The sequence below is a fragment of the Hymenobacter sp. BT491 genome (assembly GCF_014349165.1).
Taxonomy (GTDB): domain Bacteria; phylum Bacteroidota; class Bacteroidia; order Cytophagales; family Hymenobacteraceae; genus Hymenobacter; species Hymenobacter jejuensis.
The window spans coordinates 867,970-893,134 of sequence record NZ_JACSJJ010000003.1; the positions used below are offsets into that span (position 1 = coordinate 867,970).

At 58.1% G+C, this 25,165-nt stretch carries 22 protein-coding genes; 14 read left to right on the top strand and 8 right to left on the bottom strand.

The window, feature by feature from the left end:
- The first annotated feature begins 3 nt into the window (after window positions 1–3).
- The 3 genes from H9I52_RS15215 (at window position 4) to H9I52_RS15225 (ending at window position 3,151) form a co-directional block, all read left to right on the top strand.
- Window positions 4–501, top strand: a complete 498-nt coding sequence (locus H9I52_RS15215) for a YdeI/OmpD-associated family protein (RefSeq protein ID WP_187454527.1) — start codon at window positions 4–6, stop codon at window positions 499–501.
- A gap of 126 nt (window positions 502–627) precedes the next feature.
- A complete protein-coding gene (locus H9I52_RS15220) occupies window positions 628–2,529 on the top strand; it encodes a M1 family metallopeptidase (protein ID WP_187454528.1) in 1,902 nt (633 codons plus the stop codon).
- A 4-nt stretch (window positions 2,530–2,533) separates the two neighbouring features.
- Entirely contained in the window at window positions 2,534–3,151 is a 618-nt protein-coding gene (locus H9I52_RS15225) for an HAD family hydrolase (protein WP_187454529.1), read from the top strand.
- Window positions 3,152–3,257: 106 nt separating this feature from the next.
- Here the strand turns inward: H9I52_RS15225 and H9I52_RS15230 are convergent, their stop codons facing one another.
- Window positions 3,258–3,947, bottom strand: a complete 690-nt coding sequence (locus tag H9I52_RS15230) for a DsbA family oxidoreductase (RefSeq protein WP_187454530.1) — start codon at window positions 3,945–3,947, stop codon at window positions 3,258–3,260.
- Between the two features lie 67 nt (window positions 3,948–4,014).
- Window positions 4,015–4,929: a glycoside hydrolase family 43 protein gene (locus H9I52_RS15235; RefSeq protein ID WP_187454531.1), complete on the bottom strand. Its 915-nt coding sequence runs from the start codon at window positions 4,927–4,929 to the stop codon at window positions 4,015–4,017.
- Between the two features lie 576 nt (window positions 4,930–5,505).
- Between H9I52_RS15235 and H9I52_RS15240 the strand changes: the two genes are divergently transcribed.
- Window positions 5,506–5,949, top strand: a complete 444-nt coding sequence (locus H9I52_RS15240; RefSeq protein ID WP_187454532.1) for an META domain-containing protein — start codon at window positions 5,506–5,508, stop codon at window positions 5,947–5,949.
- A 20-nt stretch (window positions 5,950–5,969) separates the two neighbouring features.
- On the opposite strand, the gene H9I52_RS15245 is transcribed toward H9I52_RS15240, so the two are convergent.
- Both H9I52_RS15245 and H9I52_RS15250 read right to left on the bottom strand, forming a co-directional pair.
- On the bottom strand, window positions 5,970–6,788 hold the full coding sequence (locus tag H9I52_RS15245; RefSeq protein WP_222940511.1) for an alpha/beta fold hydrolase: 819 nt from the start codon (window positions 6,786–6,788) through the stop codon (window positions 5,970–5,972).
- 22 nt (window positions 6,789–6,810) lie between these two features.
- Window positions 6,811–9,309 (bottom strand): TonB-dependent receptor plug domain-containing protein, encoded by a 2,499-nt coding sequence (locus H9I52_RS15250; protein WP_187454533.1) that lies wholly within the window; start codon window positions 9,307–9,309, stop codon window positions 6,811–6,813.
- A 228-nt stretch (window positions 9,310–9,537) separates the two neighbouring features.
- Here H9I52_RS15250 and H9I52_RS15255 point away from each other — a divergent pair, with 228 nt between their 5' ends.
- From H9I52_RS15255 to H9I52_RS15270, 4 genes are all read left to right on the top strand, one after another.
- Window positions 9,538–9,996, top strand: a complete 459-nt coding sequence (locus tag H9I52_RS15255; protein ID WP_187454534.1) for a YsnF/AvaK domain-containing protein — start codon at window positions 9,538–9,540, stop codon at window positions 9,994–9,996.
- A 61-nt stretch (window positions 9,997–10,057) separates the two neighbouring features.
- Complete coding sequence (locus H9I52_RS15260; RefSeq protein WP_187454535.1) at window positions 10,058–11,074, top strand: YsnF/AvaK domain-containing protein; 1,017 nt, start codon at window positions 10,058–10,060, stop codon at window positions 11,072–11,074.
- Between the two features lie 177 nt (window positions 11,075–11,251).
- Complete coding sequence (locus tag H9I52_RS15265; RefSeq protein ID WP_165699373.1) at window positions 11,252–11,698, top strand: META domain-containing protein; 447 nt, start codon at window positions 11,252–11,254, stop codon at window positions 11,696–11,698.
- Between the two features lie 158 nt (window positions 11,699–11,856).
- Window positions 11,857–12,603 (top strand): hypothetical protein, encoded by a 747-nt coding sequence (locus H9I52_RS15270; RefSeq protein WP_187454536.1) that lies wholly within the window; start codon window positions 11,857–11,859, stop codon window positions 12,601–12,603.
- Here H9I52_RS15270 and H9I52_RS15275 read toward each other — a convergent pair whose 3' ends face one another.
- Both H9I52_RS15275 and H9I52_RS15280 read right to left on the bottom strand, forming a co-directional pair.
- On the bottom strand, window positions 12,604–13,014 hold the full coding sequence (locus H9I52_RS15275; RefSeq protein WP_187454537.1) for a hypothetical protein: 411 nt from the start codon (window positions 13,012–13,014) through the stop codon (window positions 12,604–12,606). It lies immediately after the preceding gene.
- A 118-nt stretch (window positions 13,015–13,132) separates the two neighbouring features.
- A complete protein-coding gene (locus H9I52_RS15280) occupies window positions 13,133–13,522 on the bottom strand; it encodes a hypothetical protein (RefSeq protein ID WP_187454538.1) in 390 nt (129 codons plus the stop codon).
- A gap of 333 nt (window positions 13,523–13,855) precedes the next feature.
- Between H9I52_RS15280 and H9I52_RS15285 the strand changes: the two genes are divergently transcribed.
- On the top strand, window positions 13,856–14,212 hold the full coding sequence (locus H9I52_RS15285; RefSeq protein WP_187454539.1) for a hypothetical protein: 357 nt from the start codon (window positions 13,856–13,858) through the stop codon (window positions 14,210–14,212).
- Window positions 14,213–14,310: 98 nt separating this feature from the next.
- On the opposite strand, the gene H9I52_RS15290 is transcribed toward H9I52_RS15285, so the two are convergent.
- Both H9I52_RS15290 and H9I52_RS15295 read right to left on the bottom strand, forming a co-directional pair.
- On the bottom strand, window positions 14,311–14,745 hold the full coding sequence (locus H9I52_RS15290) for a hypothetical protein (RefSeq protein WP_187454540.1): 435 nt from the start codon (window positions 14,743–14,745) through the stop codon (window positions 14,311–14,313).
- A 161-nt stretch (window positions 14,746–14,906) separates the two neighbouring features.
- Window positions 14,907–17,741, bottom strand: coding sequence for a TolB family protein (locus H9I52_RS15295; RefSeq protein WP_262386084.1), 2,835 nt, complete (start codon window positions 17,739–17,741; stop codon window positions 14,907–14,909).
- Window positions 17,742–18,017: 276 nt separating this feature from the next.
- On the opposite strand from H9I52_RS15295, the gene H9I52_RS15300 reads away from it, so the two are divergent.
- The 5 genes from H9I52_RS15300 to H9I52_RS15320 all read left to right on the top strand — a co-directional run bounded on the left by H9I52_RS15300 (window position 18,018) and on the right by H9I52_RS15320 (window position 25,159).
- Window positions 18,018–19,016: an aldo/keto reductase gene (locus tag H9I52_RS15300; protein WP_187454541.1), complete on the top strand. Its 999-nt coding sequence runs from the start codon at window positions 18,018–18,020 to the stop codon at window positions 19,014–19,016.
- 247 nt (window positions 19,017–19,263) lie between these two features.
- Window positions 19,264–19,929 (top strand): peptide-methionine (S)-S-oxide reductase MsrA, encoded by a 666-nt coding sequence (gene msrA, locus H9I52_RS15305; protein WP_187454542.1) that lies wholly within the window; start codon window positions 19,264–19,266, stop codon window positions 19,927–19,929.
- A gap of 350 nt (window positions 19,930–20,279) precedes the next feature.
- Window positions 20,280–23,021, top strand: a complete 2,742-nt coding sequence (locus H9I52_RS15310) for a PAS domain-containing protein (protein ID WP_187454543.1) — start codon at window positions 20,280–20,282, stop codon at window positions 23,019–23,021.
- 60 nt (window positions 23,022–23,081) lie between these two features.
- Complete coding sequence (locus H9I52_RS15315) at window positions 23,082–24,242, top strand: methionine aminotransferase (RefSeq protein ID WP_187454544.1); 1,161 nt, start codon at window positions 23,082–23,084, stop codon at window positions 24,240–24,242.
- Between the two features lie 107 nt (window positions 24,243–24,349).
- Complete coding sequence (locus H9I52_RS15320; protein WP_187454545.1) at window positions 24,350–25,159, top strand: amidohydrolase; 810 nt, start codon at window positions 24,350–24,352, stop codon at window positions 25,157–25,159.
- Window positions 25,160–25,165 lie beyond the last annotated feature (6 nt).

Genomic DNA, 25,165 nt, shown 5'->3' on the forward strand with positions numbered 1-25,165 from the left:
CGCATGGAAGGCACGCTTACCTTTCGCGCCCGCCTCGAGCCGGGCGGGCCGAGCTTCATGCCCATGACCATTGCCATCGTGCCGCTGGAAATTGTGGAAGCGCTGGGTGGCAAATCGGTGCGGCGGGTAATGGGCACACTCAACGGACATCCGTTTCGGCTGGGCCTGCAACCCATGCGCACTGGCGAGCGCTACCTCATGATTAGCAAAGAGTTGCGTCAAGCTTCGGGCGTAGAGATGGGCCAAGAAATCACCCTTACACTGGCCCCCGATCCTGATCCCGACTACATTGAGTTGCCCGAGGAGCTGGCGGAAGGGCTGGACGCGTGGCCGGAAGCGGACGCCAGCTTTCAGAAACTTCGGCCCAGCATGAAACGAGCTATCGCCCAGCACGTTGGTGGAGCCAAGCGCACCGAAACCCGGCTTGAACGTAGCATGCAGATACTGAAGCAGTTGGCTACGGGCGGTCACCCGTTCCGAAAGCCTGCGGATGAAGGTTGAGCGTAAAACCGGCAGTTGGTGAGGGCACAAAATGGCAGCCAACTGCTTCCTTTGGCCGCCAATGCAACGTCCGCCGGTTATTGCTGCCTTTGCCTAACACACAAGTTTGTTTCTAACCCCGTTTATATGATTCGTTCGTTATCGGCAGCGCTTTTGCTGTCGGCTGCTTGCCTGAGTGCACAGGCCCAATCGCTGTACATGCCGCGGGATATTCAGCAGGCATTCAAAAAAGAAACCCGGTCGCCGGACGGACGGCCCGGCAAAAAGTACTGGCAAAACACGGCTCGCTACAGCATCAAAGTACAGGCGCTGCCGCCCGACCGCAACATCAAAGGCAGCGAGCAAATTACGTACTTCAACAACAGCCCGGATACGCTCAAACGCATTGTAATCAGGGTCATACAGAATATTCACAAGCCCGGTGTAACGCGCAACGGCGACGCCTCGGAGCAGTACTTGACTTCCGGCCTGCAAGTCGATACGTTTACCGTGGCGGGCAAAACACTGCCTTTCCCCAACAATACCGGGCAGGCTACCTGGAAGACGATTTCGCTGCCCAAGCCCCTGATGCCGCACGACTCGGTGCGGATGTCGGTAGCCTGGCACTTTCCGCTTTCCGTTGAAAGCGGCCGCGAGGGCATGATCGACAAGACCACATTCTTCTTGGCCTATTTCTACCCCAGAGTCTCGGTCTATGATGACTACAACGGCTGGGACCGCCTCGATTTCACGGATGCGCAGGAGTTTTACAACGACTTCAACGACTACACGCTCCAGGTAAAAGTCCCGGCCAACTACGTGGTGTGGTCGACGGGCACGCTGCTGAATCCGCAGGAAGTGTTGCAGGCGCCTTTCGCGCAGCGGCTGGCACAGTCCATGACCAGCGATGCCGTGATGCACATTGCCACCGCCGACGACTTGGCCAAGCACCGCGTCACGGCCCAGCAGAAAGTCAACACCTGGAAATGGCGGGCCAACAACATCTCCGACATGACCGTCGGCCTCAGCGATCATTACGTGTGGGACGCCGCCAGCGTAGTCGTCGATGATGCCACCAAGCGCCGCGCCAGCGTGCAGGCTGCCTACGCCGACTCTACCGTCGATTTTCGGCAGGCGGTGAAAAACGCGCAATACTCGCTCGGCTGGTTTTCGCGCAACTGGCCCGGCGTGCCCTACCCCTTCGAGAAAATGACCGTGTTTCAGGGCTTTGCCGACATGGAATACCCGATGATGGTCAACGACAGTCCGCAGAGCGATTTGGGATTTGCGCAACTAGTTGAGGATCATGAGATTGCACACACCTGGTTTCCATTCTATATGGGCATCAACGAGAGCCGTTACGCCTTTATGGACGAAGGCTGGGCCACGACTTGGGAATTGCTGATCGGGCGCACCGAAAAATCGGTGGAGGCAGCCGACAAATTCTACAAGCAGTTCCGGGTAAAAGGCTGGATCCATGACCCTTCTTCCAGTCAGGATTTACCCATCATCACGCCGGCCAGCGAGCTGCGCCGGGGCTACGGCAACAACGCCTATGGCAAGCCATCGTTGAGCTACTTGGCCCTCAAGGACATGCTAGGCGACGAGCTATTCAAGAAAAGCTTGCACGAATACATGGACCGCTGGCACGGCAAGCACCCCATTCCGTGGGACTTTTTCAATTCGTTCACCAGCGCGTCGGGCCAAGATCTGAACTGGTTTTTCAACAACTGGTTCTTCACCAACAACTACATCGATCTGGCCGTGGAAAAAGTCGGCAAGGCCAAGAAAGGCCAGGGCATTACCATCAATAACATCGGGGGTTTTGCGGTGCCTTTCGATGTGAAAGTGACGTACGCCGACGGCAGCAACGAGGTACTGCATCAGTCGCCGGCCATCTGGCGCGCCGACCAACGCCGCGCTACCGTCGTGGTGCCGACCAAGAAAACCATTCAGTCGGTGGAGCTAACCGGCGGTATCTTCATGGATGCCGACGAGAAAAACAACAAGTGGACGCTGGGCAAACAGATCACACAAGTCATTCGCTAACAATATGTTGTCATCTCCCATCACAGCCATCATCTTCGACCTGGGTGGCGTGCTCATCGACTGGAACCCGCGCTACCTGTACCAGAAACTCATTCCGGACGAGCAGGCAATGACCGCGTTTCTCACCGACGTCGCCTCGCCCGACTGGAACGAAGAGCAAGACGCCGGCCGCTCGCTGGCCGAGGGTACGGCGTTGCTCGTGGCCCAGCATCCGCAGCACAAAGAGCTAATCGAGCACTTTTACGGCCGGTGGTCGGAAATGCTCGGCGGCGCTATCCAGGGCACCGTCGATATTCTGACGGAGCTCAAAAACAGCCAGCGCTACCATCTGTACGCGCTCACCAACTGGTCGGCGGAGACGTTTCCGGTGGCACTGGAGCAGTTTGAGTTTCTGCATTGGTTCGAGGGCATTGTCGTATCGGGCACAGAGAAATCGCGCAAGCCATTTCCCGAGTTTTACCACCTGCTGCTCACCCGCTACAACGTGGCGCCGCAACAAGCCCTGTTTATCGACGACAACCTGCGCAACATCCACGCCGCGCAAGCCTTGGGCTTGCAAACCATTCACTTCGAGTCGCCGGAGCAGTTACGTGCAGAATTGCAAGCGCTTGGCGTACTTTAGACTTAACTAGATAATCATCACAAGGTTCTGATTATCAGCACCATACAAAAGGCCTTTCTCCCGCAAGAGAAAGGCCTTTTTGTAGTTAGGCAAATTTCAACTGCGGTTAGCAGTCACCGTCGACTTCGCAGGAAGCTCCTTCCATGTCTTGTGCAATAGGTTGAGTTTCGCTCCATACCTTTTCCAGTACTTCCAAAAACAGCTCGCTGGGCTGCGCGCCGGACACGGCATATTTTTCGTCGAAAACGAAGAACGGCACCCCGCGCACGCCTACTTGCTGGGCCACGTACTCGTCGAGTCGGACTTGGTTGGTGTAGTCGTCGGTTTCGAGCGTAGCGCGTACCTGCGCCGCATCCAGGCCGAGTTCGGCGCCGAGCTTAGCCAGCGTGTCGAGGTCGCCAACATTCCGGCCTTCCGTGAAATAAGCCGCCAGCACGCGCTCTTTGGCTGCGTCTTGGAGGTTATGCTCACCCGCCAAATGAATGAAGCGGTGTGCCAAAAAGGTATTGGTCGGGATGACGCGGTCGAAGTCGTAGTCGAGGCCCACTTCCTTCGCAATGCCAGCCATGTGATCGTTCATTTGCTTGCCTTGCGCCACCGACACGCCTTTACGAGCGGCCAACAACTCATGAATGCTTTGGCCGGGCACCGTCTGCATGTTGGGGTCTAGCTCGAAGCTTCGCCACTGCACTTCTACAGCTTCTTGATGGTCAAACTGTTGCAGAGCTTGCTCGAAGCGCCGTTTGCCGATGTAGCAAAACGGGCACATGATATCGGACCAGATTTCTACTTTCATATTCTTAGGATTTGGCGCAATAAGCTTTTTAGCCCGAAAAAAGTTTAGCGCACCAACCCTTAGGTTCTTACTTCTCTTCCTTCAGCAATACCTGCAACTCCTTTTCCGTCACCGGAAACACGGTTCCGTGCCGTATGCCGTCGGGGAAGTGCACTTTATCCGAAACATCGGTCCACGTCTGCAAGTCCGGCGACGTGACGGCGCCGTAATGGTGCTCGGTGTATTTGTCGAAGTACACAATCCATTGGTTGCCCAAGCGCGTGGCCGTGGGGCCTTCCGCCCAATATTTCCCGGTGATCGGGGCCGAAGGCTTGCTGTACGGGCCTAGCAACTGGTCGCTGAAGGCCACCCGCAGGTTTTTTTGGGCGGGCTCGCGGGTTTCGTCTTTCAGAAACATGACGTAGCGCTTGCCATCCGGCTGAATCGTGGCATCGATCACATTAAACCCTTGGTTATAAAGCAGTTTCGCAGGACTGTATTTTTTAAAATCCTTGGTCGTGACGTAGTAGATGCGGTGGTTGTAGCCGCTATCGCCCGGCTGCTGGCTTTCCGGAAACTGGCCCGTGATGGTGGTCGCCCAGTAAATGAGGTATTCCTTGCGCTTGGCGTCGTACGTGATTTCGGGTGCCCAGCAGTTGCGGGCGTTGGGCTCCTGCTGCATTACGGGCACAAACTGCTGCTCCGACCAGTGCACCAAATCCGGCGAGCTGGCGTAGCCAATGCCTTTGTCGTTCCAGCTCACTGTCCAGACCATATGAAACTTTCCATCGGCTCCCCGGATGATGCACGGGTCACGCATAAGCTTGTCTTTTGACACCGTTGGTCGCAGAAACGTGCTATCGTGCCGCAGGGCCGTCCAGTTGTAGCCATCGCGGCTGTAGGCCAAATGCAAGCCGTCGCCGTTGCCTTTGAAATAGGAAAAAACCAGCACCGGCTGCGTCGCCCGTTGCGCCATCCCCGACAGGCTCAGGCAGCCCAACATAATCAATAGACAACTAATTGTTAATCTGATATTTAACATCATTACAGAAGTATATTCCAGCTATTTGCCTTTGCAATTGCCAGCCGTTGAAGGGAGTAAGTACTACAAAAGCACCCTGGCAACTCTCCCGCACCGACCTGCTACCTCCAGAGCTCCAGAAAATAAAAACACAGCGAAAAGCAGTAAAAAATCGCTTTTGGAAACGTTTGCATAAAAAAATCAAACGATTTCTGGGTAATGTCATCAGAATTTCAGAAACTTGAACCGGCGTTTTAGAGACGCACCCCGCCCCACCAGCTCCCCCTCCTAGGAGCAAAACAATTCCCACGTGTTTCAACAGTAGTGCAGCCCTTCACGGGGCGCACTACTGTATATACGCACCCCGGCGGCCTTTCTATTCTATTACTATTGCCTTTGGCTTCGCGGCCTTTTATAACTTTCCTAATACTCTCATCCCGAACCACTTACCGGCCCCCGCGCCTAGTTTTTTCTAAAAACTTTTACTGTTATTGTGCAACTATCGTAAGACCCGACAGATCATCTGGTTGTGTAGTTCTATCCTTTTAGCCATACTCTATGCATGGTATTCTACCCTCGTTATTAGTTGCTGCTACTCTAATACTTACGGCGAGCTGCCAGGAAGACGCCACCGAACCCGACGATTTGCCCCTGCTGGATACCCATTGGGTACTGCGTCAGGTTGATGGCAAAACGGCGCTGCTCACCGAAAAAGGCGCGCACATGCCCGACCTGACACTGCTTGCCGCGGCCAACCACACCCGCGGCCAAGGCACCTGCAACTGGTTTGGCGGCTCGTACGCGTTGGCCGAGGGTACGCAGCGCCTCACCATCAGTGAACAGGGCTCGACTTACATAAATTGCCCTAACCAGAACTTGGAGGCTACTTTCTTGCTGACGCTGCCGCTGACCACGCATTACGAAATCACGGGCCGTACCCTCCGCCTCTACGACGACGAGCACACCGAGGCGCGGCTTACTTTCGAAGCCGAAACGAAGTAACATTCCTGCAAAAAACGCGGCTATTGAATAGCGGCTACAAAAGCGGCGGCGAGTTCGAGCACCAGCTCCGCGGCTTCTTTATGCGGCGTGTGTCCCAAGCCCGGCAGCGGCTTGCTTGGCCGTGCATCTTGGACTTGACTCACCACCGCCGCTACCTGCTCGGCAGTACCGTACTCGTCGCGCTCGCCCTGCAGCACTAGCACCGGGCACTGAATCTGAGGGAGGTAGGGCTCGATGTTCCAGGCCCGGAATTCTGGCGCGAGCCAAGTGTCGGCCCAGGCACGAAATACAGCTTCGGTCTTGATGCCGTGATACTTAGCCAGCTTCGCGCCGAGGTCGGTGGTGCGGTATTGCGCTTGCGCCGCCCGGATGCCGGCCAGCGTAAGCTCCTCTACAAATACGTGCGCCCCTTCCGTAATAACGCCGGCGATGCGGTCCGGAAACTCGGCGGCCGCAACCAAGGCAATGGAGCCGCCGTCGCTGTGGCCAAAGAGAATAGCGCGCTCGACGCCGCACTGCGACAGCACGTTACCCAACACTTGGGCTTCGTCTTCGAGGTAATGGATCGTGCGCTTGGTCTCCCCAAATGGCGCCAACTGCCCGTACCCGCGCCGGTCGTAGACGAGTGCATTACAGCCGGTAGCCTTGGCCAGGCGTACCGGAAAATCGCGCCACAACGCGATGCAGCCCAGTGAGTCGTGCAGAAAGACAAGCACCGACCGGGGCGTTTCCGGTTCGTGCCGGATACTGCGTACCCGAAGCGCCACGCCGTCTAGGCGCACATCTTGGTCGGATATAATCAGGCCTGTGTCGTTCTCAGATTGATTAGCAAGAGTCAAGCTGTTTGCAATTGCTTAATTATCAATTACTTAATACTACTTTAAATTCACTGTGGCCGATAAGCGGCGTGCCAGTGGCGGCTATTCCTTCGACCGAAACCCGGAAGGTGCCGCCCGCATCGGAGCAGTAAAACGACACGCGTGCTTTGCCCGTGGCATCGGTAGCGACGTTGGGATTCCAGTACAAAGTGGCGCTGCGAAAATCCGAATCGCGGGGCGATTTGGCCGAGCCATCGTATTTGGGAGCGTAAAACTCGCGGGCTTGGTAGTACTTCGGAATGATGGCCGTCACGGTTTGGGCCAGCTGCGATTCCCGCGGCAGGTCGTCCGACGAGCCGCGCTTGGTCAGGACGGCAATGACACCGCCCGCGCCACGACTGCCGAAAATGGCAGCCGAAGGGCCTTTCAGCACTTCAATGCTCTCCACTTCGGCCACGGTGAGCGAATTGATGGCATCCGCATCGACGGTAACACCGTCGAGCAGATACAGCGGTTCGTTGCTGCCCATGATGGAAGTCGCGCCCCGAATTTCGGCCCGCATAAAAGGTGGCGACCCACTCACGACCACGCCCGGTACCCGCCCCTGCAACATCTGAAATACGCTGAAATTCCTTGTTGCAAAGGGCAGTTCGCTCACTCTGATCGCCGCATCGGGCGTACCATAAATGCGTCGGGCATCGGGCGGTACCACTTTGCGGCCCTGCACCGTCACGTTGCCCAGCATAATGCGGCGGGTTGGGTCGGGATGATACTGCTGGTCAGCGACTTGCTGTTTGCGGCTTTGCTGGAGGTAGTCGATGGCCTGAAGGTCTGTTTCCAATGCCCGCGCTCCCAGCAAAGGTGCCGCGGCCGGCCAACGGCCGTCGAGCCGGATGACCGGGTTGCGAATGCCTTTACCCGGCTTGGTCGACACCACAATCCGGGCAGTGTCTTTGCCATCGAAGCCGCCAAAAATAAACCGGCCCGTTGGGTCGGTTTCGGTCAACAAGATGCTGGCCGTCGGCTTGGAGCGAAACAGCACCACTTGGGTAGCAGGCGCGGGCTTGTTGGCAGCCCGTAGCACCTGACCACCGATGCTCAGACTTTGCTCCAGCGCAAAATCATAAGGCTGGAATTGATCGGCCAGCAGTTCTTTCCAGACGAAACGGCGCCATCCTTGGGTAAGCAACAGATTATCAAGTACTTGACTGGTTTCAAAGTTGGAGGAAGCGAAATAATAGCCCGGATCTTCAACGTAGCCTTTCAGGTCGGATGTGAGCAGCAGGTGCGTACGGATGTCGGCCTGGCCGGGGTTGATGGCCACCAATTGGGTATTGTTTACGGCCAGCGAAAGCTGCGCTGCTACGGGCTTGCCCTGCGCATCGGCCACTTCTACGCTCAGGTCTACTTTCTCGCGGGTTGCGTAGACGGACTTATCCGGCGTAATGGTAACATGCATATTCTGAGCGCTTTGCACAAACAGCAAGCGCTCGCATTGCGCAGCTTGCTGCCCATCGAACAAGGTGAAATGCACGACGCCGTCCGGGAATTTGCTTTTGGGGATCCGTGCCACAAACCCGGCTTCGTCGTCGAGCTGCCCCCGCCCGGCGTAGACGAGCTGGCCCCGAACTTGGGCCACCAGCGCCACCTGTTCGGCCGGCACTCCGGCTCCCGACTTGCGCCGAATGGAAACGTTTATGTACCCCAAGGCTTCGCCGGCGCTCAGCACAAAGCCCGTGGGGCGCGCTTCTGGGAGTGAGTATTCCTGCACCGCTCCGCCGGGCCAACTGGCTTTGGCTTTGTAGCGTTTGCCGGCTTCAGGTCGGAAGGCAAAGCGGCCCATGCCCAAGTGTTTGCTCCTAAACACGGCCACTTTGGTGCCCTGCTCGTCTTCCACGAAGCCTTCCACGTCGAGGCCGTGCCCACTGCCGTCAGTAGCCTTGAAGCCCACGATGCTTTCCAGCCCGGCCACCAAATTGCCGCCCTCCGGGAAAAACTGCACATCGGGTTTCGCGACCGCGCCGGGCTTGGCCGACTTGGCGTTGGGCAGGCGGCGGGTAGGCACCGCCGTGGCTCCTAGCCCCGACAACCAGATCGGAATCTGCTTGGTGAAGAAATACTCGGGGCCTTGGTTGCGCATCCAGTTGGTGTAAGCGCGCACGGTATAAAGGCCCTGCGTCAGCGTGTCGGGGAGGGCAAAGTCGCCGTGAGCGGTGCCGTTGGTGAGGCGTAACACGCGCTGCATCACCACTTTCTGAGTTGGCGACAGCAGATCGACGTAGACTACGCGGCTCAGCGTATCGGGGCGGTGCCGCGAGGCATCGACCACATAGGCCTTAAACCAGATGGTTTCGCCAGTAGCGTAGAGCGGTTTGTCGAGGTGCAGGTAGCTCTTTTCGGGGAAGACCCCGGTGTAGAACTTTGTCAATTGCGCCGCGATCTTCCGAAGAAAACTTTCGTCGTCGGAGGGGCGGAAAGCGGAGGCCAAAGCCAGGATCAATACACTGCCTAACAGGGTAACAACCAAGCGCGAACGCGACATAAAAAACGCAGCTAGTATCTTCTGATTACCTAAAACCGCAGGAAGATACTGGATTCTTCCTGCTTCCAATGACCTTGCAAACGCACGCCGTGACGCTGGCTTTTTAACGACATCTAACCCAGCTTTTGGCACCCGTTGGCAGCGACTTTTGCGCCAAGCTCAACCATAACGTAATGGGGTAGCCATCGTAAAGTTTTAAGCATAAAGTCCTGATGGACAACCCGCCCGATGAACTACCCACCCGACCCCAATCAGCCCCTAGCTGCGCCGCAACCGCCGCTCGAACCCCAACCGCTCACCCCGCTTGGCACCATCCCGGTGATTGAGGAGCAGGCGCGCGTCGGCAAGCAGGTGGTGGAATCGGGCACGGTGCACATTTCCAAGAGCGTAAGTTCTCAGGACCAGACCCTTAACATTCCGCTCGTCCACGAAGAGGTGAAAGTCGAGCGCGTGGTGATCAACCAATACGTGGATACGGCGCCCGCCGTGCGCTACGAAGGCACGACTATGGTCATCCCGATTTTGCGAGAGGAAGTGGTGGTGCAAAAGCGGCTCGTGCTCGTGGAAGAGTTGCACGTGACCAAGCTGCAAGTCCAGACGACGCAGACCGAACAGGTCACGCTGCGCAAGGAAGAAGTGACCGTAAATCGTGCAACGAACCCCAACCCAACGCCGCCTATATTATGATAATATTCTTACTATCAATTATTTACCATTTTTACCCACCCCTTAACCAAACCTAACAACCATGGCACACACAGTAGTAGGAATGTTCGATTCGGCTGCCGAGGCGCAGCAGGCAGCACAACAACTGCAAGCGGCTGGTTTCAGCCTCGATAATATTGATGTGGCTTCGCAGAGCGGCAATCGCTACGGTGCAAACAGCACCAGCGGCAGTGGCAGCGGGGTGGGCGGCGACGCTTCGGATTACCGCAATAGCAGCGGCACGGCCGTAGAAGGGGCCGCCGACGCCGTGGGCCGCACCGCCGACCGTACTGGCAACGCCGCCAGCAATGCCCTGCGCCCCGACCGTGATCCTTCTGATTATCAGAATACTAGCGGCACCGCTACCGAAGGCGTAGCCGATGCAGCCGGCCGTACGGGCGACAGCATCAGCAACTTTTTCAGCAACTTGTTTGGCGGCGACGACAACGACGACACCAAGCGCTACTCTCAGGTAGCCCGTCGGGCCGGTTCCATTGTGACGGTACACGCTGACTCGGCTGAGCGCGCGCACCAAGCAGCCAAAATAATGGACGATGCCGGTGCCGTGGACGTGGACGAACGGGCCGCGCAGTACGGGTACCAGTCGCAAGGCAACAGCCTGAACACCACCGCCCAAGCTGGCAATGCCGAAGGCGGCATGAAGGCGCAGGTCATTGAAGAAAACCTGCAAGTAGGCAAGCGCGTGGAGCAAACCGGCGGTGCCCGCCTGCGCAGCCGCATCGTGGAGCGCCCCGTGGAAGCCAACGTGCGCCTTCGCGAAGAGCACGTAACCGTGCAGCGCAACCCCGTTGACCGCCCCGCTACGGATGCCGATTTTGCCGCCTTCAAAGAAGGCGACGTGGAGATTACGGAAAGCGCCGAACGGGCAGTTGTGGGTAAAGAAGCCCGCGTAGTGGAGGAAGTTTCGCTCGGCAAAGAGGTGACGGAGCGCGAAGAAACCATCCGCGACACCGTCCGCAAAACCGAAGTAGACGTGGAAAAACTCGACGGCGGCACCACGCCTCGCACCGACGACCCCAATCAGAATTCGCGCGTGTAAGCTCCGGCTTTCAGTTAATAGATAAAGTTGAAGAGGCGGCCAAATACTGGCCGCCTCTTTTTTTATATAATCACTTGATTATTAAATATTTATATAAAAACACCCTGTTACTACTTTGTGATGTTGCAACCTTTTTTGCCACCTATGCCTCTTGCTTTCAAACCGAAGGAATCGCGAATGAGATCGCTACTTATTTTGCTTTCGCTGTGGATAAGCTGTGGACTGGGCTTGCTGTGTTGCCAGAAAGATAAAGACGTGGCAACCGCGCCGGGCTTGCTGGACCGGCGCTGGAAGGTAGAGCAGGTGGGTGATTTTCCGGTGCTTGCCTCCAGCTACTCCGAGTCGGCCAAATCCTACATCGAATTTGTGTCTAGTAACAATACGACGCGCGGCCTAGCACCTTGCAACTCCTACAATGGCACTTTTGCGCTGAAGGCCGGCAGCAACCAAATCTCGATCAGTGCACAGGCGGCTACCAAAATTGGCTGCCCCGCCAATGCACTAGAAAACAACTACTTATCGGCGCTTCCTCAGGTAACACGCTACGAGATAGAAGGCAATGTGCTGCGCCTCTACGACGACCAGCAGACAGCCCCGCGACTGGTATTTCGGTTGGAGCCGTAGCCTAACTGGCTCCCCGAGGTTTGGCATCGGCACAGTGGCAGTTCCTAGTGAAGTGCTTTCGGTTACTTTTACTTATCGGCAGGGGCGACGCGTGAGGCGTGGGGCTTCCGGCCGAACGTATTAGGATAGTAATTGGAAGTATTTTCTACGGTGTTGTGATGCGCTTTTCTGTTTTGCTGCCGCTGCTGGCGCTGCTTGTTTCGGGCTGCGGCCGGAGCTTATACACTTCGCAGGCCTTGGACGCACAGGCGCTTCACCAGCACAAAACCGTCGCCATTCTGCCCTTTGACGTGCGCATCGAAACCGTAAAAATGGCGGATCTGACCATCGGTGGCGTTGTGCCAACGCCTGAGGAAGTCGAGCGGATGGTGAACGATGCGTACGCCGGCACCGACCTCACAGCCGCCCAGATCGAGCAACGCAAGCAGGCAGCAATTGCCAGCCGCGAGCTGCGCCAGCGCCTGATTTCGTATCAGATGCAACAGGCCGTACAGGAGCAGTTGCAGCGCCAGCGCGGGCACCGCTATTCGGTCGCGTTTCAGGAGGTGCTCGAAACCAACCGCCGCTTGCAAAAGGCCGGCATCACCTACGACAACCTCCCCGACCACACCATGCAGGAGTTGCAATCGGCGCTGGGCGTCGACGCCATTTTCTCGGGGCAAGTCACACTCTATCAATCACTTCCCAAACCCATCGCCGCTGCCATGAGCGTGATGACCAACGTTGGGATACCGCCGAGCCACATCGCAGCCAACCTTACCATTCACGATTGCAACAACGGCAAGCTGGTCTGGAAATTTGATCAGCAGGTGGTCGGTAACCTCGGGGCCAAACCCGGTACGCTGGCCAAAGCGCTGGTACACAACTCAGCTCACGGCTTTCCTTATCAATTGACTAATAACTAGTTAGCGAACCGCGACTGCTTCCAGCACCCACCGACGCGCCTCTTCTACGAGCGCAAACTGCTGCACTTCACACCCCAGCTGCCCTTGCGCGCGGGCCATGATGTTGTGGATGGACAGCCGGCCAAACGGATCGCCCGAATACACCAGCCCAAACCGTTGGAGCGGCAGCATGCGAAACACGGGCATATACTGCTCCTGAATCCAGTCTTGGTCGGCGGGGGTAATGGGGCCGAGCTGCCGGTGGTTCGCAATCCAGCCGTGTACGCGGTAAAGCCGCGCCAGCCGCAGCGTTTCGCTAAGCCCCTGCCGCAAGGCTTCGCCTTTGGCGCTGCCCAGCCATTCGGTTTCCAATACTCCTTCCTGCTGATGAAGGTGAATGCGCAAAACATCGGAAGCGAACTGACAGATCATACGGAAAGCGGTATGACCCTAGATTACAACTCGTTGGATGTAGGCCGCATGAACGCCGCACGGGCTGCGCCGTTTTTGCGCTAACCGCGGCTTACAGGTTGTTGGGTTGTTCGTCGCGTCAGCGCTTGGCCAAGTCGAGATCTTCGAAAAGCTTGATTTCGAACTGATCGCCGATGCGCTGGTGCAGCTCCTGCATCGAGAGCTGCCCGTAGATGCCGGGCGCCAGCACTTGCGCAAAATACCGTAGCCCCGCCCCGATAATCAGCGGCGTCCAGACCTGCGCGATCCAGTCGTTGGCTTCGGTAAAGCGCCCCACCAGCTCGCGGTGGTCGTTGAGCAGCTTGGGGCAAGGCTCCTGCTGCAACATCTCGACGTAGGTCATGCCACCGGCCATGATGGTTTCCAGCGTCTGTCGCCCCGACCATTGCGCGTGCACCCAATTGTGCTCGCGGTTGCGCTCCACGCTCAAATACACGTACCCGTCTGGGCGCCGAAAGTCAGTTTTCATTCAATACAAGCCACGCTGTTGTGAGCGCCTCACGCGGACGAAGGTACGCCTGGGGGTTTAAACCGTAAAACGCCGTCAGAATGTTACGCCAGCCAGCCCCAACGCGTCACAAGCGCAAGTCAGGCTCGACTCATATCAGAAATGGCCATTTGCAAGTATATGATTATCAATATATTATAAACGCACAACTCCCTATCAAAATTTACAGCGAAACAACACTCGTGCGACTCTTTACGCTTCATTAGCCCGAACACCGGTGCTTGTTTGGCCGTAAGCAAAGAAGCTTTTGCGCGGAACCAAGTTTCGCGACTTCCCCACCCAACCCCACTCGCTATGAAAATTGTTTTTGCCCTTGTGGCCGTATTTGCCGCAGCCCTTTCGACGGCCGCGGCCCAAACATCGTCGCCTCAATCGAGCGGCACGGGGTCGCCCCAAACCACTGCTCCCAACACGACTACCAAGATGAGCAAGTCGGAGTCGGCGAAGAAAACCACGACCAACACGGCTCAAACCGTTCAGCAGGGCGGACAGGGACACAACTCCCATTCCTCGCCGAACAAAATCAAGATGGCGCCCACGACGCCTTCCAACCACGCCTCAGCTACTGGCTCAACCAATCAGGAAACCATGAGCAAAAATGCCGCTGGCACCAAAAACACGTCGAAGTCGAAGCCGAGCGGCCAGCACTAATCTTGCGTCGTTCGAGTAGTTCGTTATAACAAAAATACCCGACCGCAAGTCGGGTATTTTTGTTATAACTAATTGACTTACAAATACTTATATATCAATCAGATTTCTGATAAAACGGCGCTTTGGGGGGCAGCGCTACCAGTCGTTACCCACAAGAACGCCTCCGAGCGGGTATCGAAGGCCTCGGTTTCGCAGGTGAGCAGGTGGCTGCACCGCTGCATGACGTGGCTGACGCCCATGCGGTTGAGCGCATCGCTCGACCAGACCAGCGCCAGGCGTTTTAGGGGCAGCGTGGCCAGTTCCGGAATGAAACGCTGCACAATCCAGTCCTGATCGGTGGGGCGAATGGTGCGCATGAGTTTGGTGTCGCACAGCCCTGCCCGAACGTGGTGCAGATGTGCCAGGCGCAGGGCATCCAACAGGGCTTCGCGCAGCGGCTCCCCCTGGACAAAGTCAAGCCACTCCACTTCCAGCAAGGCCGTTGGTTCGTGCAGATGAATGCGCAGAAAAGGAGTGGTAGAAAGAATTGCCATGCTCAGTCAGTATCCTTCAAATGTAGGCATCTGATTCTGAGGCAGTTTAAGTATAAATCGGGAGTTTAATGCGTATAAGCCGTAATTGTTGTTGTGTCCGGCTGAGCACCAAGTTTGAGGGCCCGACGGCAAGGTATTCGCCTACGGCCTGGTCGAAACGACTAAAAGCCAATGTCCAGCACCAGCGGCTGCACTTCCCAGCTGCCGGTGCGCACGTTATAGATGGTGCGGGCGCCAGCCTCGAAAGGCGTGCGCAGCCGCAGCACGTTGAACACAAAAGACAGATCCAGGCCGGTGGTGCGGGAGTAGCGCTGCACGTTGAATTGCTGGCCGTCGGTGGGCCGAATGACTTTGCTTTGGCCGGTGGCCAGATCGAAGAACCCCGCTCCTTTCAGGCGCTGGATGTAGAGCCACCGCCCGAGCGCCAGGTGCATGTCGGCAATGGGCATTCGGTACTCGAAGCTGCCGGCCCGCAGCCGATCGTAACTGACGTACCCTTCGCCGCGCGGGTAAATCGTGGCCGTGCTGAAATTGTAGCTGTTTTGCTGCTGGCGCTGGTAGCCGCCGCGCACCCGGATGCTGTGGTGCTTCAACAGGCCTGGAAAGTACATCCCGCCCGTGACGGCCCACTGCTGTGCCTGCAACCCCGTGCTGAAAGGAGTATTGCGAAACGAGGCGCTCAGCACTTGCCCCCACCGGGGGGCCACGTCGCGGTAGCTTTGCTTCAGCACGTGGTAGTAGCTCAGGGTGTAGTTGAGCGCATGCAGCGAATTGTTGCCGATCTGGTCGCGGTAGCGCAGGCGCGAATCGTAGCCCCGCACTTGCTCACCGCTGTAGTAGGCGCCGAGCGAAAGCGTCTGCTGGTACTTGGAGCGCGTGAGTGCCAACGGCAGCCGCACGCCGGCCGTGAAGCGGTTGTACGACCATTTATCATTAATAAAGCCGTCGGCGGTGGGGATGTTGGTGCGGCGCTGCCCGCCGCTGAAGCCTGCATCCAGCACCGGAAACCAGCCTTGGTAGCTGACGTCGGCGGAGTAGCCGGTGGTGCGCTCCACTTGATCGTAGCTCACCCCGGCTACCGCCTGCGTAGTGCTCAACAAGTCCTGCGACCGCACGCCCAGCGTAACCCCTTGTCCAGAAGGCGTTTGCACCAGGCCCCAGCCAAAGGCATTAAGTGCGTGCGGCAGGCGCCGGTAGCGCTCGGCGGGCAACGGCTGCGTACCCGGAATCGAATCGGGCAACACGGCCCCGACCAGGCGGGCGCCTTCGTCTTGGTTTACCAAGGGCTCGGCATAGCCAACCGGCGCGGCGGGTTGGTTGGTGGCGGGCTGCCACTGGGCTGGCACCAGCGGCATCTCGGCCACGCGCGAGCCTTCCACCTGAAAATCCTGAAAAGCAAGTCGTTGGCCGTCGGGCGAAACGGCGGCGTGATAGGCTGCCAAGGGCCGCGAACTCACCTGAAATGCGCGGCCGGAGCTGATTTCCACAGCATACAGGTTATCGATGCCCGACTGCGGCGAACTATACAGCACATAGTTGCCCCACGGCTGCGGCTGGCTTAGGTTGGTGTTGGTAACGGGCAGCACGGCGCGCCGCTGGCCGGTTTCAACATTAACAAGCTCAATGGTTTTACCGGCTGGTTTCAAAGTCACCACGGCCACTGTCCGCTGATCGGCGCTCCAGCGGGGCTGTTGATAAAAATCGCCCGCGGGGTTGGGCAGTACCCGCTGCGTTTGCCCGTTGCGCGCATCCAGCACCACCAGTTGGTTGTGGTAAGCTGAGTCGCTGCGCACGGCAATGAGCTTGGTGCCATCGGGCGAAAGGGCGGCGGCCGTGTAGCGACTCTTGGTGGTCAGGCGCGTCAGGTGGCCTGTAGTCAAATCCAGCACCCGCAGCTCCGAATAGATTTTCTGGCTCCAGCGCGGGTGCAACCCGTATTCGGGCCAGCACACTTTGCCGCCACCCACCGACAGCATGCCCGGATCATTGACCAAGCCCTGCACAAATGCCCGTCGCTCCTGCCCGCCTCGGCTCAGCAGCACCAGCTGCGAGATATCGCCGAGGCCAGTTTTGACGGCCAACACTGTGCTATCGTTCACATACTGAGGATATTGATATTCGGTAAAAATCTTCGGGTTGGCCGCTACCCGAAAAGCTGTGGCTGGCGTGAGCGTCAGGCGCTGTTGCTGCTGGTGCCACGTCGAGTCGAGGTCGTTGAGCGTGCGTTGGTAGAGCTCTTCAACCGTAAGGCCGGTTCCCTGCTTTAGGCCGTTGGAAAACGAAAACGGATATACCGGGAAGTTGTAGTAGCGGTTCAGCACCCCACTCCACACGTTGGGGTCGGTGTGGCGCTTGGCGTAAGTCGTTAAGAAATAGCCCAATACATAATGATTGGGCACGTTGTCGCGGTAGGAGCCGGCCACGGCTTTGGAGTAGCTGAAGCGCCGCCCGGCCAGCAAGTTGGCCCGCATGCCAAGGTCGAAGTTGGGGATGCGCCCGCGGCCGTTGCGCGTGAGTACAGTTTCGGTGCCCACGGCGTCGCCTTCGAAAAACCAGTCGGGCACGCCCAGCGTCATCAGGCTCAGCCCGCCGTAGCCCGCCACGCCGTACGCCAGTTTTGAGAGGCCTTGCAACGCCTTCTCGTACTGCACGATATGTCGAAACTCATGCACCGACAGCAAATCAAGCCAATCGAGGGTGCCGGCCAGCGACGGATCTTGGGGCGGCGTGGTGTAGAACTCCGTGCGGCGTGGCGTGAGCGTCGCGAAGCCGTTGCTGTTGGTCGTTTGGTTTTGCAGCACCACCGACAGGCGGCGCGGCGGCCGCTCCAGCGAGGCGCTCACCGGCAGATACACCTGCTCCAGGCGGCGGGCCGTGCGCTGGGCCGCCTGCTCGAACCCTTGCGGATACAGCACCTGAAAATGCGCCGTGCGCAAGCGATACCAATGCAGGTTGCCCGGCGCCTGATTGAGCAACGGCAACGTGGGTTGTGCCATCGCTGGCACAACGCCTACACAGGCCAATAAACTTATTAACAGAGCTTTACGCATCGAGAGCAGAATAAACGGCAGGTTTGGGTTGGCTAAGTAATCCAAGCGCGGCCCCGAAAACAAGGTGACGCGGCAGTTATCCAGGCTCAACCGTACAAACCTACGGGGCCTTTTTGGGGTATTCACAGGATGTAACAAGGCCGAGGCCAGCCGGAGAAGGGCAACTGCTCGTTCACGGCTGGATAGCATGCTTTCGCAAATACTTACAAATCAAACACTTACATGGAATATCAAAAACTAGGCACCACCGACGTACAGGTGTCGCGGATTGCATTTGGCAGCTGGGCAGCGGGTGGCTGGATGTGGGGCGGCACCGAACAGAACGACGCCGTGGGCGCCATTCGGGCCTCTTACGACCTGGGCATCACATCCATCGACACAGCGCCTATTTACGGGCAAGGACTGAGTGAGGAAATTGTGGGCGAAGCCATCAAAGGGTTGCCGCGCGACAAAGTGCAGATTCTCACCAAGTTCGGCATGCGCTGGGATGAGAAAAAGGGCGACTTTGGCTTTAAAAGCAAAGACAACAACGGCCACGACCTCGATGTATACAAATACGGCGGCCGCGACAGCATCATCAAGGAGTGCGAAGACAGCCTGCGCCGCCTCGGCACCGACTACATCGACCTCTACCAGCAGCACTGGCCCGACGTGACCACGCCCATCGCCGAAACCATGGAGGCCGTGTCGCGGCTGATTGAGCAAGGCAAAGTACGCGCCGCGGGGGTTTCCAACTATTCCGTCGCGCAAATGGAAGAAGCCGAAAAAACGCTCACGCTGGCTTCTAACCAAGTGCCGTACAGCATGTTGCGCCGTAACATCGAGCAAGATGTAGTGCCGTATTGCTTGGCCCACCACAAGAGCATTCTGGCCTACAGCCCCTTGCAGCTGGGCTTGCTTACGGGCAAAATCAAGCCGGGACAGCATTTTGGCGAAGGCGATTTGCGCAACACGCACCCGCTTTACACCGACGAAAACATCAACCGCACCAACGCCTTTCTCAACAAGATCCGCCCGCTGGCCGAAAGCAAAAACGCCACTCTGGCGCAGCTCGTCATTGCCTGGACGCTGAAGCAGCCCGGCATCACGGTGGCGCTAGTCGGGGCCCGCAACCCGGAACAAGCCACCCAAAACGCCAAAGCCGCCGACGTAAATCTCTCCCCAGAAGAGACGCATTTTATCTCTCAGAACCTCAACGAGTTGCATACAGTCGCGGCTTAGCGCATCGTCCGTAATGAATTTTAAGCACAGGCTCGGCTGCATGCAGCCGAGCCTGTGCTTTTTATAACATTTTTATTATCAATATCTTATAAAAAACACACACTGCTATTTCGTTGAATCTTGTACCGCCCGATTCTGAGAAGGCCACCAATCGGCCACCTCACCTGTTAGGGTGTGCGTGAGCAGTTTGGGCACGGCCTTATAGCGGCTACTCCGAGCGTGCTTTTACTTCGTATATCCCGCCATGATGATCAAGTTGAAACTCTATTGGGTGGGCCTGTTGCTGCTAGCAGTGGCCTGCTCGCAAAGTCATTCTGAAAAGCAGACGGCCATGCGTTCCACGGCGGGCAAGGCGCCCACCAACCTGACGGGCTTGGCGGTGGCCACGTTTGCCGGAGGCTGTTTTTGGTGCACGGAAGAGATTTTTGAGGAAATACGCGGCGTGCGCGAAGTGGTATCGGGCTACGCCGGCGGCAAAGAACAGAACCCGACCTACGAGCAAGTGGGCAGCGGCCAAACCGGCCACGCCGAATCGATTCAGGTGTATTACGATCCGAAAGAAATCAGCTACCAACAGCTGCTTGATGTATTTTTCCTGGCTGGCCACGACCCGACTACGCTCAACCGCCAAGGCCCCGATGCCGGCACGCAGTACCGCTCCATCGCCTTCTACCGCACGCCCCAGGAAAAGCAGCAAATCGAGGCCACCATTCAGAAAGTGAATGCCTCAAAGCATTACTCCGACCCCATCGTAACGCAGGTGCTGCCCTTCACCGAGTTCTGGCCCGCCGAAGACTACCACCAAGGCTACTTCCGCCTGAACCCCGACAACCCTTATGTGCAAAGCGTTTCGACGCCCAAGATTCTGAAGTTCCGCGAGGCCTATCCGCAGCTTCTGAAGAAGCCTTTGTAACAGGTTGAGTACCGAAATACGCTTAGATAGCCGTAGGCAGCGTGGGCGCCAATGCCCTCGCGTGCTACCCGTCGAAATGCTTTCCCTGTCAAAAGAAAAGTGAGCCACATCCGGTTTCGAATTGAAAAGTCCCACTCCCATCATAAGCATTTTATTTTTCAATCAATTGACAATCATATAGTTATATATTAAAAAAACACGATTATACTACTTATAACCAGGTAGGCGTAACGAGCGGCAACTTTTGCGCAAGGAGTGCCGCAAACGCCGCTCTGGGCGGCTATCTTTGCTTGGGTGCGCAGAGCCGTTTTGCACCGCGGCTGGGCTTCCCAAGGTTAGCGTTCCATTCTATGCAGCACCCTACCCCCACCGAACCCGTTGATTTCCAACTCTTATTTGATGCGCTGCCTGTCCCTTACCTGGCGCTCGACCTAGAGTTCGTACTGGTGGCGGTCAACGAGATGATGTGCCGGGCCGTAGATCAGCCGCGGGAAGCGTTGCTGGGCCGGCATTTTCACGAGGTGTTTCCCACCAATCCGCTCTCCGACCCGGACGCCGTGCTGCAACAATGGGAGCTTACCCTCGAGGAAGTACGCGCGCGCTTGCGCCCCGTCACGATGCCCGTGCAGCGCTACAACTTGCCACGGACCAACGGCCGGACGGAGGTGCGCTACTGGCAAACCACGGTGCGCCCCGTGCTCGGTGCCGATCGGGCGTTGCGCTACTTGCTGTGCCGGGCCGAGGACGTGACCGCCCGCCTGCGCATGGAGCAAGAAGGGGCCTTTAGCAAAGAAAGCTACGAACTGCTGACCCGTGCCACTCACGACACGGTGTGGGATGTGGACCTGCGCCGCGGCAGCATCTGGCGCAACGAGCTGTTTACCGAGCGCTTTGGCTATCCGTTGGGGCCCGAACAAGCGACCATAGAGTTCTGGCGCAGCTGCGTACACCCCGACGATCTTGCACAGCTCGAAGCCCGGATGAACGAAGCTTTGACCGGAAAAGATAACCTACTGAACGTGGAATATCGTCTGCGAAAAGCCGACGGCACCTGGGCGTATGTGGCTGACCGGGCCTTTATAGTGCGGGATGCCGAAGGCGCGGCCACCCGGCTGGTGGGCGCCATGCAGGACATTACCGACCAGCGCCAAGCCGAGCGCGAACTGGAGCAGAGCGCGGCCCGCTTCCGGGCGCTGACGGAAGCCCAGCAGCACATGGTCTGGACGACCACGCCCGAAGGAGTGCTCGACTACATCAACCCGTACTGGAAGCAGTACATGGGCGTGTCGTTGGCAGAAGCCCGCAACTGGGGCTGGGGCGCCCACGCCCACCCCGACGACCTGGAACGTGTGCGCCAGGAGCGCGAACGAACCTTGCGCACAGGCGAGCTTTTCGAGACCGAGCTACGGCTGCGCAACACTACCTCAGCTGGTTACCGCTGGTTTCTGGCCCGCTCCTATCCCGTTCGGGACGCCAACGGGCTTATTACCCAGTGGGTCGGGACGGCCACCGACATCCACGACCGGCGGGAGGCACTGGCGCTTTTGCAGAAAAAAGACCAGCAGCTGCAACGCATCATCGACACGATGCCGGCCTACATCGCCCTCATGACGGGCCCCGGCCACGTGCTGAGCTTTATCAACGACAACCTGAACAAGCTGCTGGGCGGTCACGGCCGGCCGGGCTTGCCCGTTACGCAGGTAGTGCCCGATATAGCCCAAAGCGGATTATTACAAATACTTGATAACCTGATAGTTACCAAGGAGACTTTTTCGGTCTTGGAAGCGCCCTTCACCATTCTGAACCCCGACACGCAGGAGCCGGAGCTGCACTATTACGATTTTACGTACCAGCCGCTGCTCGACGAAGAAAGCCAATCGCAGGCCGTGCTGATGTTTGCCGTGGAAGCCACCGAACGTGTGCTGGCCCGCCGCGAGGCCGAGCACCTGGGCGCGGAAATCAGCCGCCGCGACGAGCGGCTGCGGCGCATGATGGAGGCGCTGCCCAACATCAGCTACATCAACGAAGCGTCGGGGGTGGGCCATTACGTGAGCCCGCAGTGGTACGCCTACACCGGCCTGCCCGGCACGGCGGGCATCGACGAGCAGTGGCGCTTGGTCATTCACCCCGACGACTTGGTCCGAACGGAGGAAGAATACGCCAGGGCCCGCAAAGAAAAGCGGGGCTGGAGCTTCGAAATACGTTTCCGCCGTTACGATGGCGAGTACCGCTGGTTTCTGAATCAAACGATGCCTGAGCTGGATGTGCGGGGAAATATCGTGCGCTGGTTTGGCACCAACACCGACATTACGGAATTGCGCCAGCTTCAGCAGCGCCTCGAGCAGCAGAACCAGGAACTGACGCGCACCAATCAGGACCTCGACAACTTCGTGTACACCGCCTCGCACGACCTCAAGCAGCCCATCAACAACATGGCCGGCATCTTCCACGAACTCGTTGGGAGCGCCCACTTCAGCGACCCCGACGCCGGGAAGCTAATTTCGATGTTTGAGCGGGCCTTGCAGCAGATTTTCGACACCATTCATAACCTCTCCGACCTGGTGCAGGTGCAGAAGCTGCGGCAGGAAATTCTGGCCGAACCCATCCCCCTGGCCGGCCTCACCTACGAAGTGCTCGACAGCATTCGCGATCAGACAGCTGCCATCGGGGCCATCATCGAGCTGGACGTGGCCCAGGTGCCCGTGCTCGAATTTGTGCGCCCCAACCTGCGCAGCATCCTCTACAACTTGCTCAGCAATGCCGTAAAGTATGCTGCCACCGACCGCACGTCGCGCATCACCATTCAGAGCCTGTGGCAAGAAGACCACGCGGTGCTGGTGGTGCAAGACAACGGCCTGGGCATCGACCTGAAACGCTACGGAAGCCAACTGTTTCAGATGTTCCGGCGCTTTCACGTGCACGTCGAAGGCAGCGGCATGGGTTTGTACTTGGTCAATCGTATTGTGCAAAGCCACGGCGGCCGGCTCGAGGTACACAGCAAGGTAGGCGAAGGCACCGCGTTTCGGGTGCACTTTGCCGCCGCCGGAGCCGCCCTTGCCGCGCCCCGCGAGCCTATTCTGCACTCTTTATAACCTATTGATATACAATATATTACAAACAAAAGCCATCATACCCGCATTTAGCTTCTGAACATGGTTTTGCCTTCTCTTGCTTCCAAACTGCCCGACGTGGGCACCAGCATTTTTTCGGTGATGTCGCAATTGGCGGCCGAATGCGGCGCGATCAATCTGGCGCAGGGTTTTCCGGATTATGATCCGCCGCAGGCGCTCACCGACGCGCTGGCTCGCCACGCCCAAACGCCTGGCCATCACCAGTACGCGCCCATGCCGGGCCTGCCGCGGTTGCGCGCCCTGATCAGCGAGAAAACCGCCCTTACCTACGGCGTGTCGGCTCCTAACCCCGATACCGAAATCACCGTTACCAGCGGCGCCACCGAAGCCCTGTATGCCGTGCTGGCCGCCGTAGTGCGCCCCGGCGATGAAGTCATTGTGCTCGAACCGGCTTACGACCTCTACGGGCCCGCCATTCGGCTGCAAGGCGGCGTGCCGGTGTACGTGCCGCTCGCGCTCCCCGATTTTCGCCCCGACTGGGAGCGAGTAGCCGCCGCCATTAGCCCACGCACCCGCCTGATCATGGTGAACTCGCCCCACAACCCCAGCGGCGCCGTGCTTACCGACGACGACCTGAATGCGCTGGCGACCCTGCTCGCCCCAACCGAGGCCTTCGTGCTCAGCGACGAAGTGTACGAACACATGGTGTTTGATGGGCAGCAGCACCGCAGCGTGTTGCAGCACCCCAAGCTGGCTGTGCGGGGCTTTGTGCTGTCGTCGTTTGGCAAAACTTACCATGCAACGGGCTGGAAAGTAGGCTATTGCATTGCACCGCCACTGCTCACAGCCGAGGTGCGGCGGGTGCACCAATTCCTGACGTTTGCCGTGAGCACGCCTACGCAGCACGCCCTTGCCGATGTGCTCGCCAACGCCGACCATTACCAGTCGCTGCCCGGTTTCTATCAGCAGAAGCGGGACTTATTCGGCGAGCTGATGCGCGATACCCGGTTTGAGTTGCTGCCTTCGCCGGGGTCTTATTTCCAATTAGCTCGTTATCAAGCTATTGCGCCCAACGAAGACGACGTTACCTTTGCACGCCGTCTGACGCAGGAAGCCGGCGTGGCCGTGGTGCCCATGTCAGCCTTTTACCACGACGGCACCGACCACGGGCTGGTGCGCTTTTGCTTCGCCAAAAAAGACGAAACCCTGCGCGCCGCCGCCGAACGGCTGCGCAACCTCTAACAGCGGCAGCAGCCCGAGCCGGCAAAATAGCTGGCCGCCCATAGCCGAACTTGACGTTATTTTTCGCTAATATTCAGCAATCCGTCCACTTATTAGTTTCCCTTCCCTTGTCTGATCTTACTGTTTCCTTCGTGCAATTGGCCTTGCAGTGGCATGACCCGGAAGCCAACCGGACCGAGTTAGGCCGTCGCATCAGCGGTATTTCCGTGCCCACCGACCTGATCGTACTACCGGAAATGTTTACGACGGGCTTTACTATGGAAGCGCCCGCCGTGGCCGAAACCATGGATGGCCCCACCATCGCCTGGATGCGCCAATGGGCCGCCGAGCGCGACGCCGTGGTCACGGGTAGCATCGTGGTGCGCGAAGGCGATTCTTACTACAACCGCCTGCTGTGGGTGCGCCCCGATGGCACACTCAGCTACTACAACAAGCGCCATTTGTTCCGGATGGGCGGCGAAACTGCCGTGTACACGCCGGGTTCAGAACGCCTGATTGAAGAATGGCGGGGTTGGCGCATCTGCCCCCTGGTGTGCTACGATTTGCGTTTTCCGGTGTGGAGCCGCAATCCGGCCCAGGAGCCTTACGATCTGCTGATTTACGTGGCCAACTGGCCCGCTGCCCGCCGCACGGCCTGGATGACGCTGCTGCGGGCCCGCGCCATCGAAAACCTGGCGTATACGGTCGGCGTCAATTGCGTAGGCGTTGATGGCAACAGCTTGGTGTACACCGGTGATTCGGCCCTCATCGACATGCGCGGCGAATACCTCGTGGAAGTTGGCAATCAGGAAACCTGCATCACGCGCACCCTGCGCCGCACCGATCTGGATTCTTTCCGCGAGCGCTTCGCCGCCTTCCTCGACGCCGACGCCTTCGAGCTGCACGACTTGGCGCTACAGCCTAAGCCACGGAGCTAAAGGCGT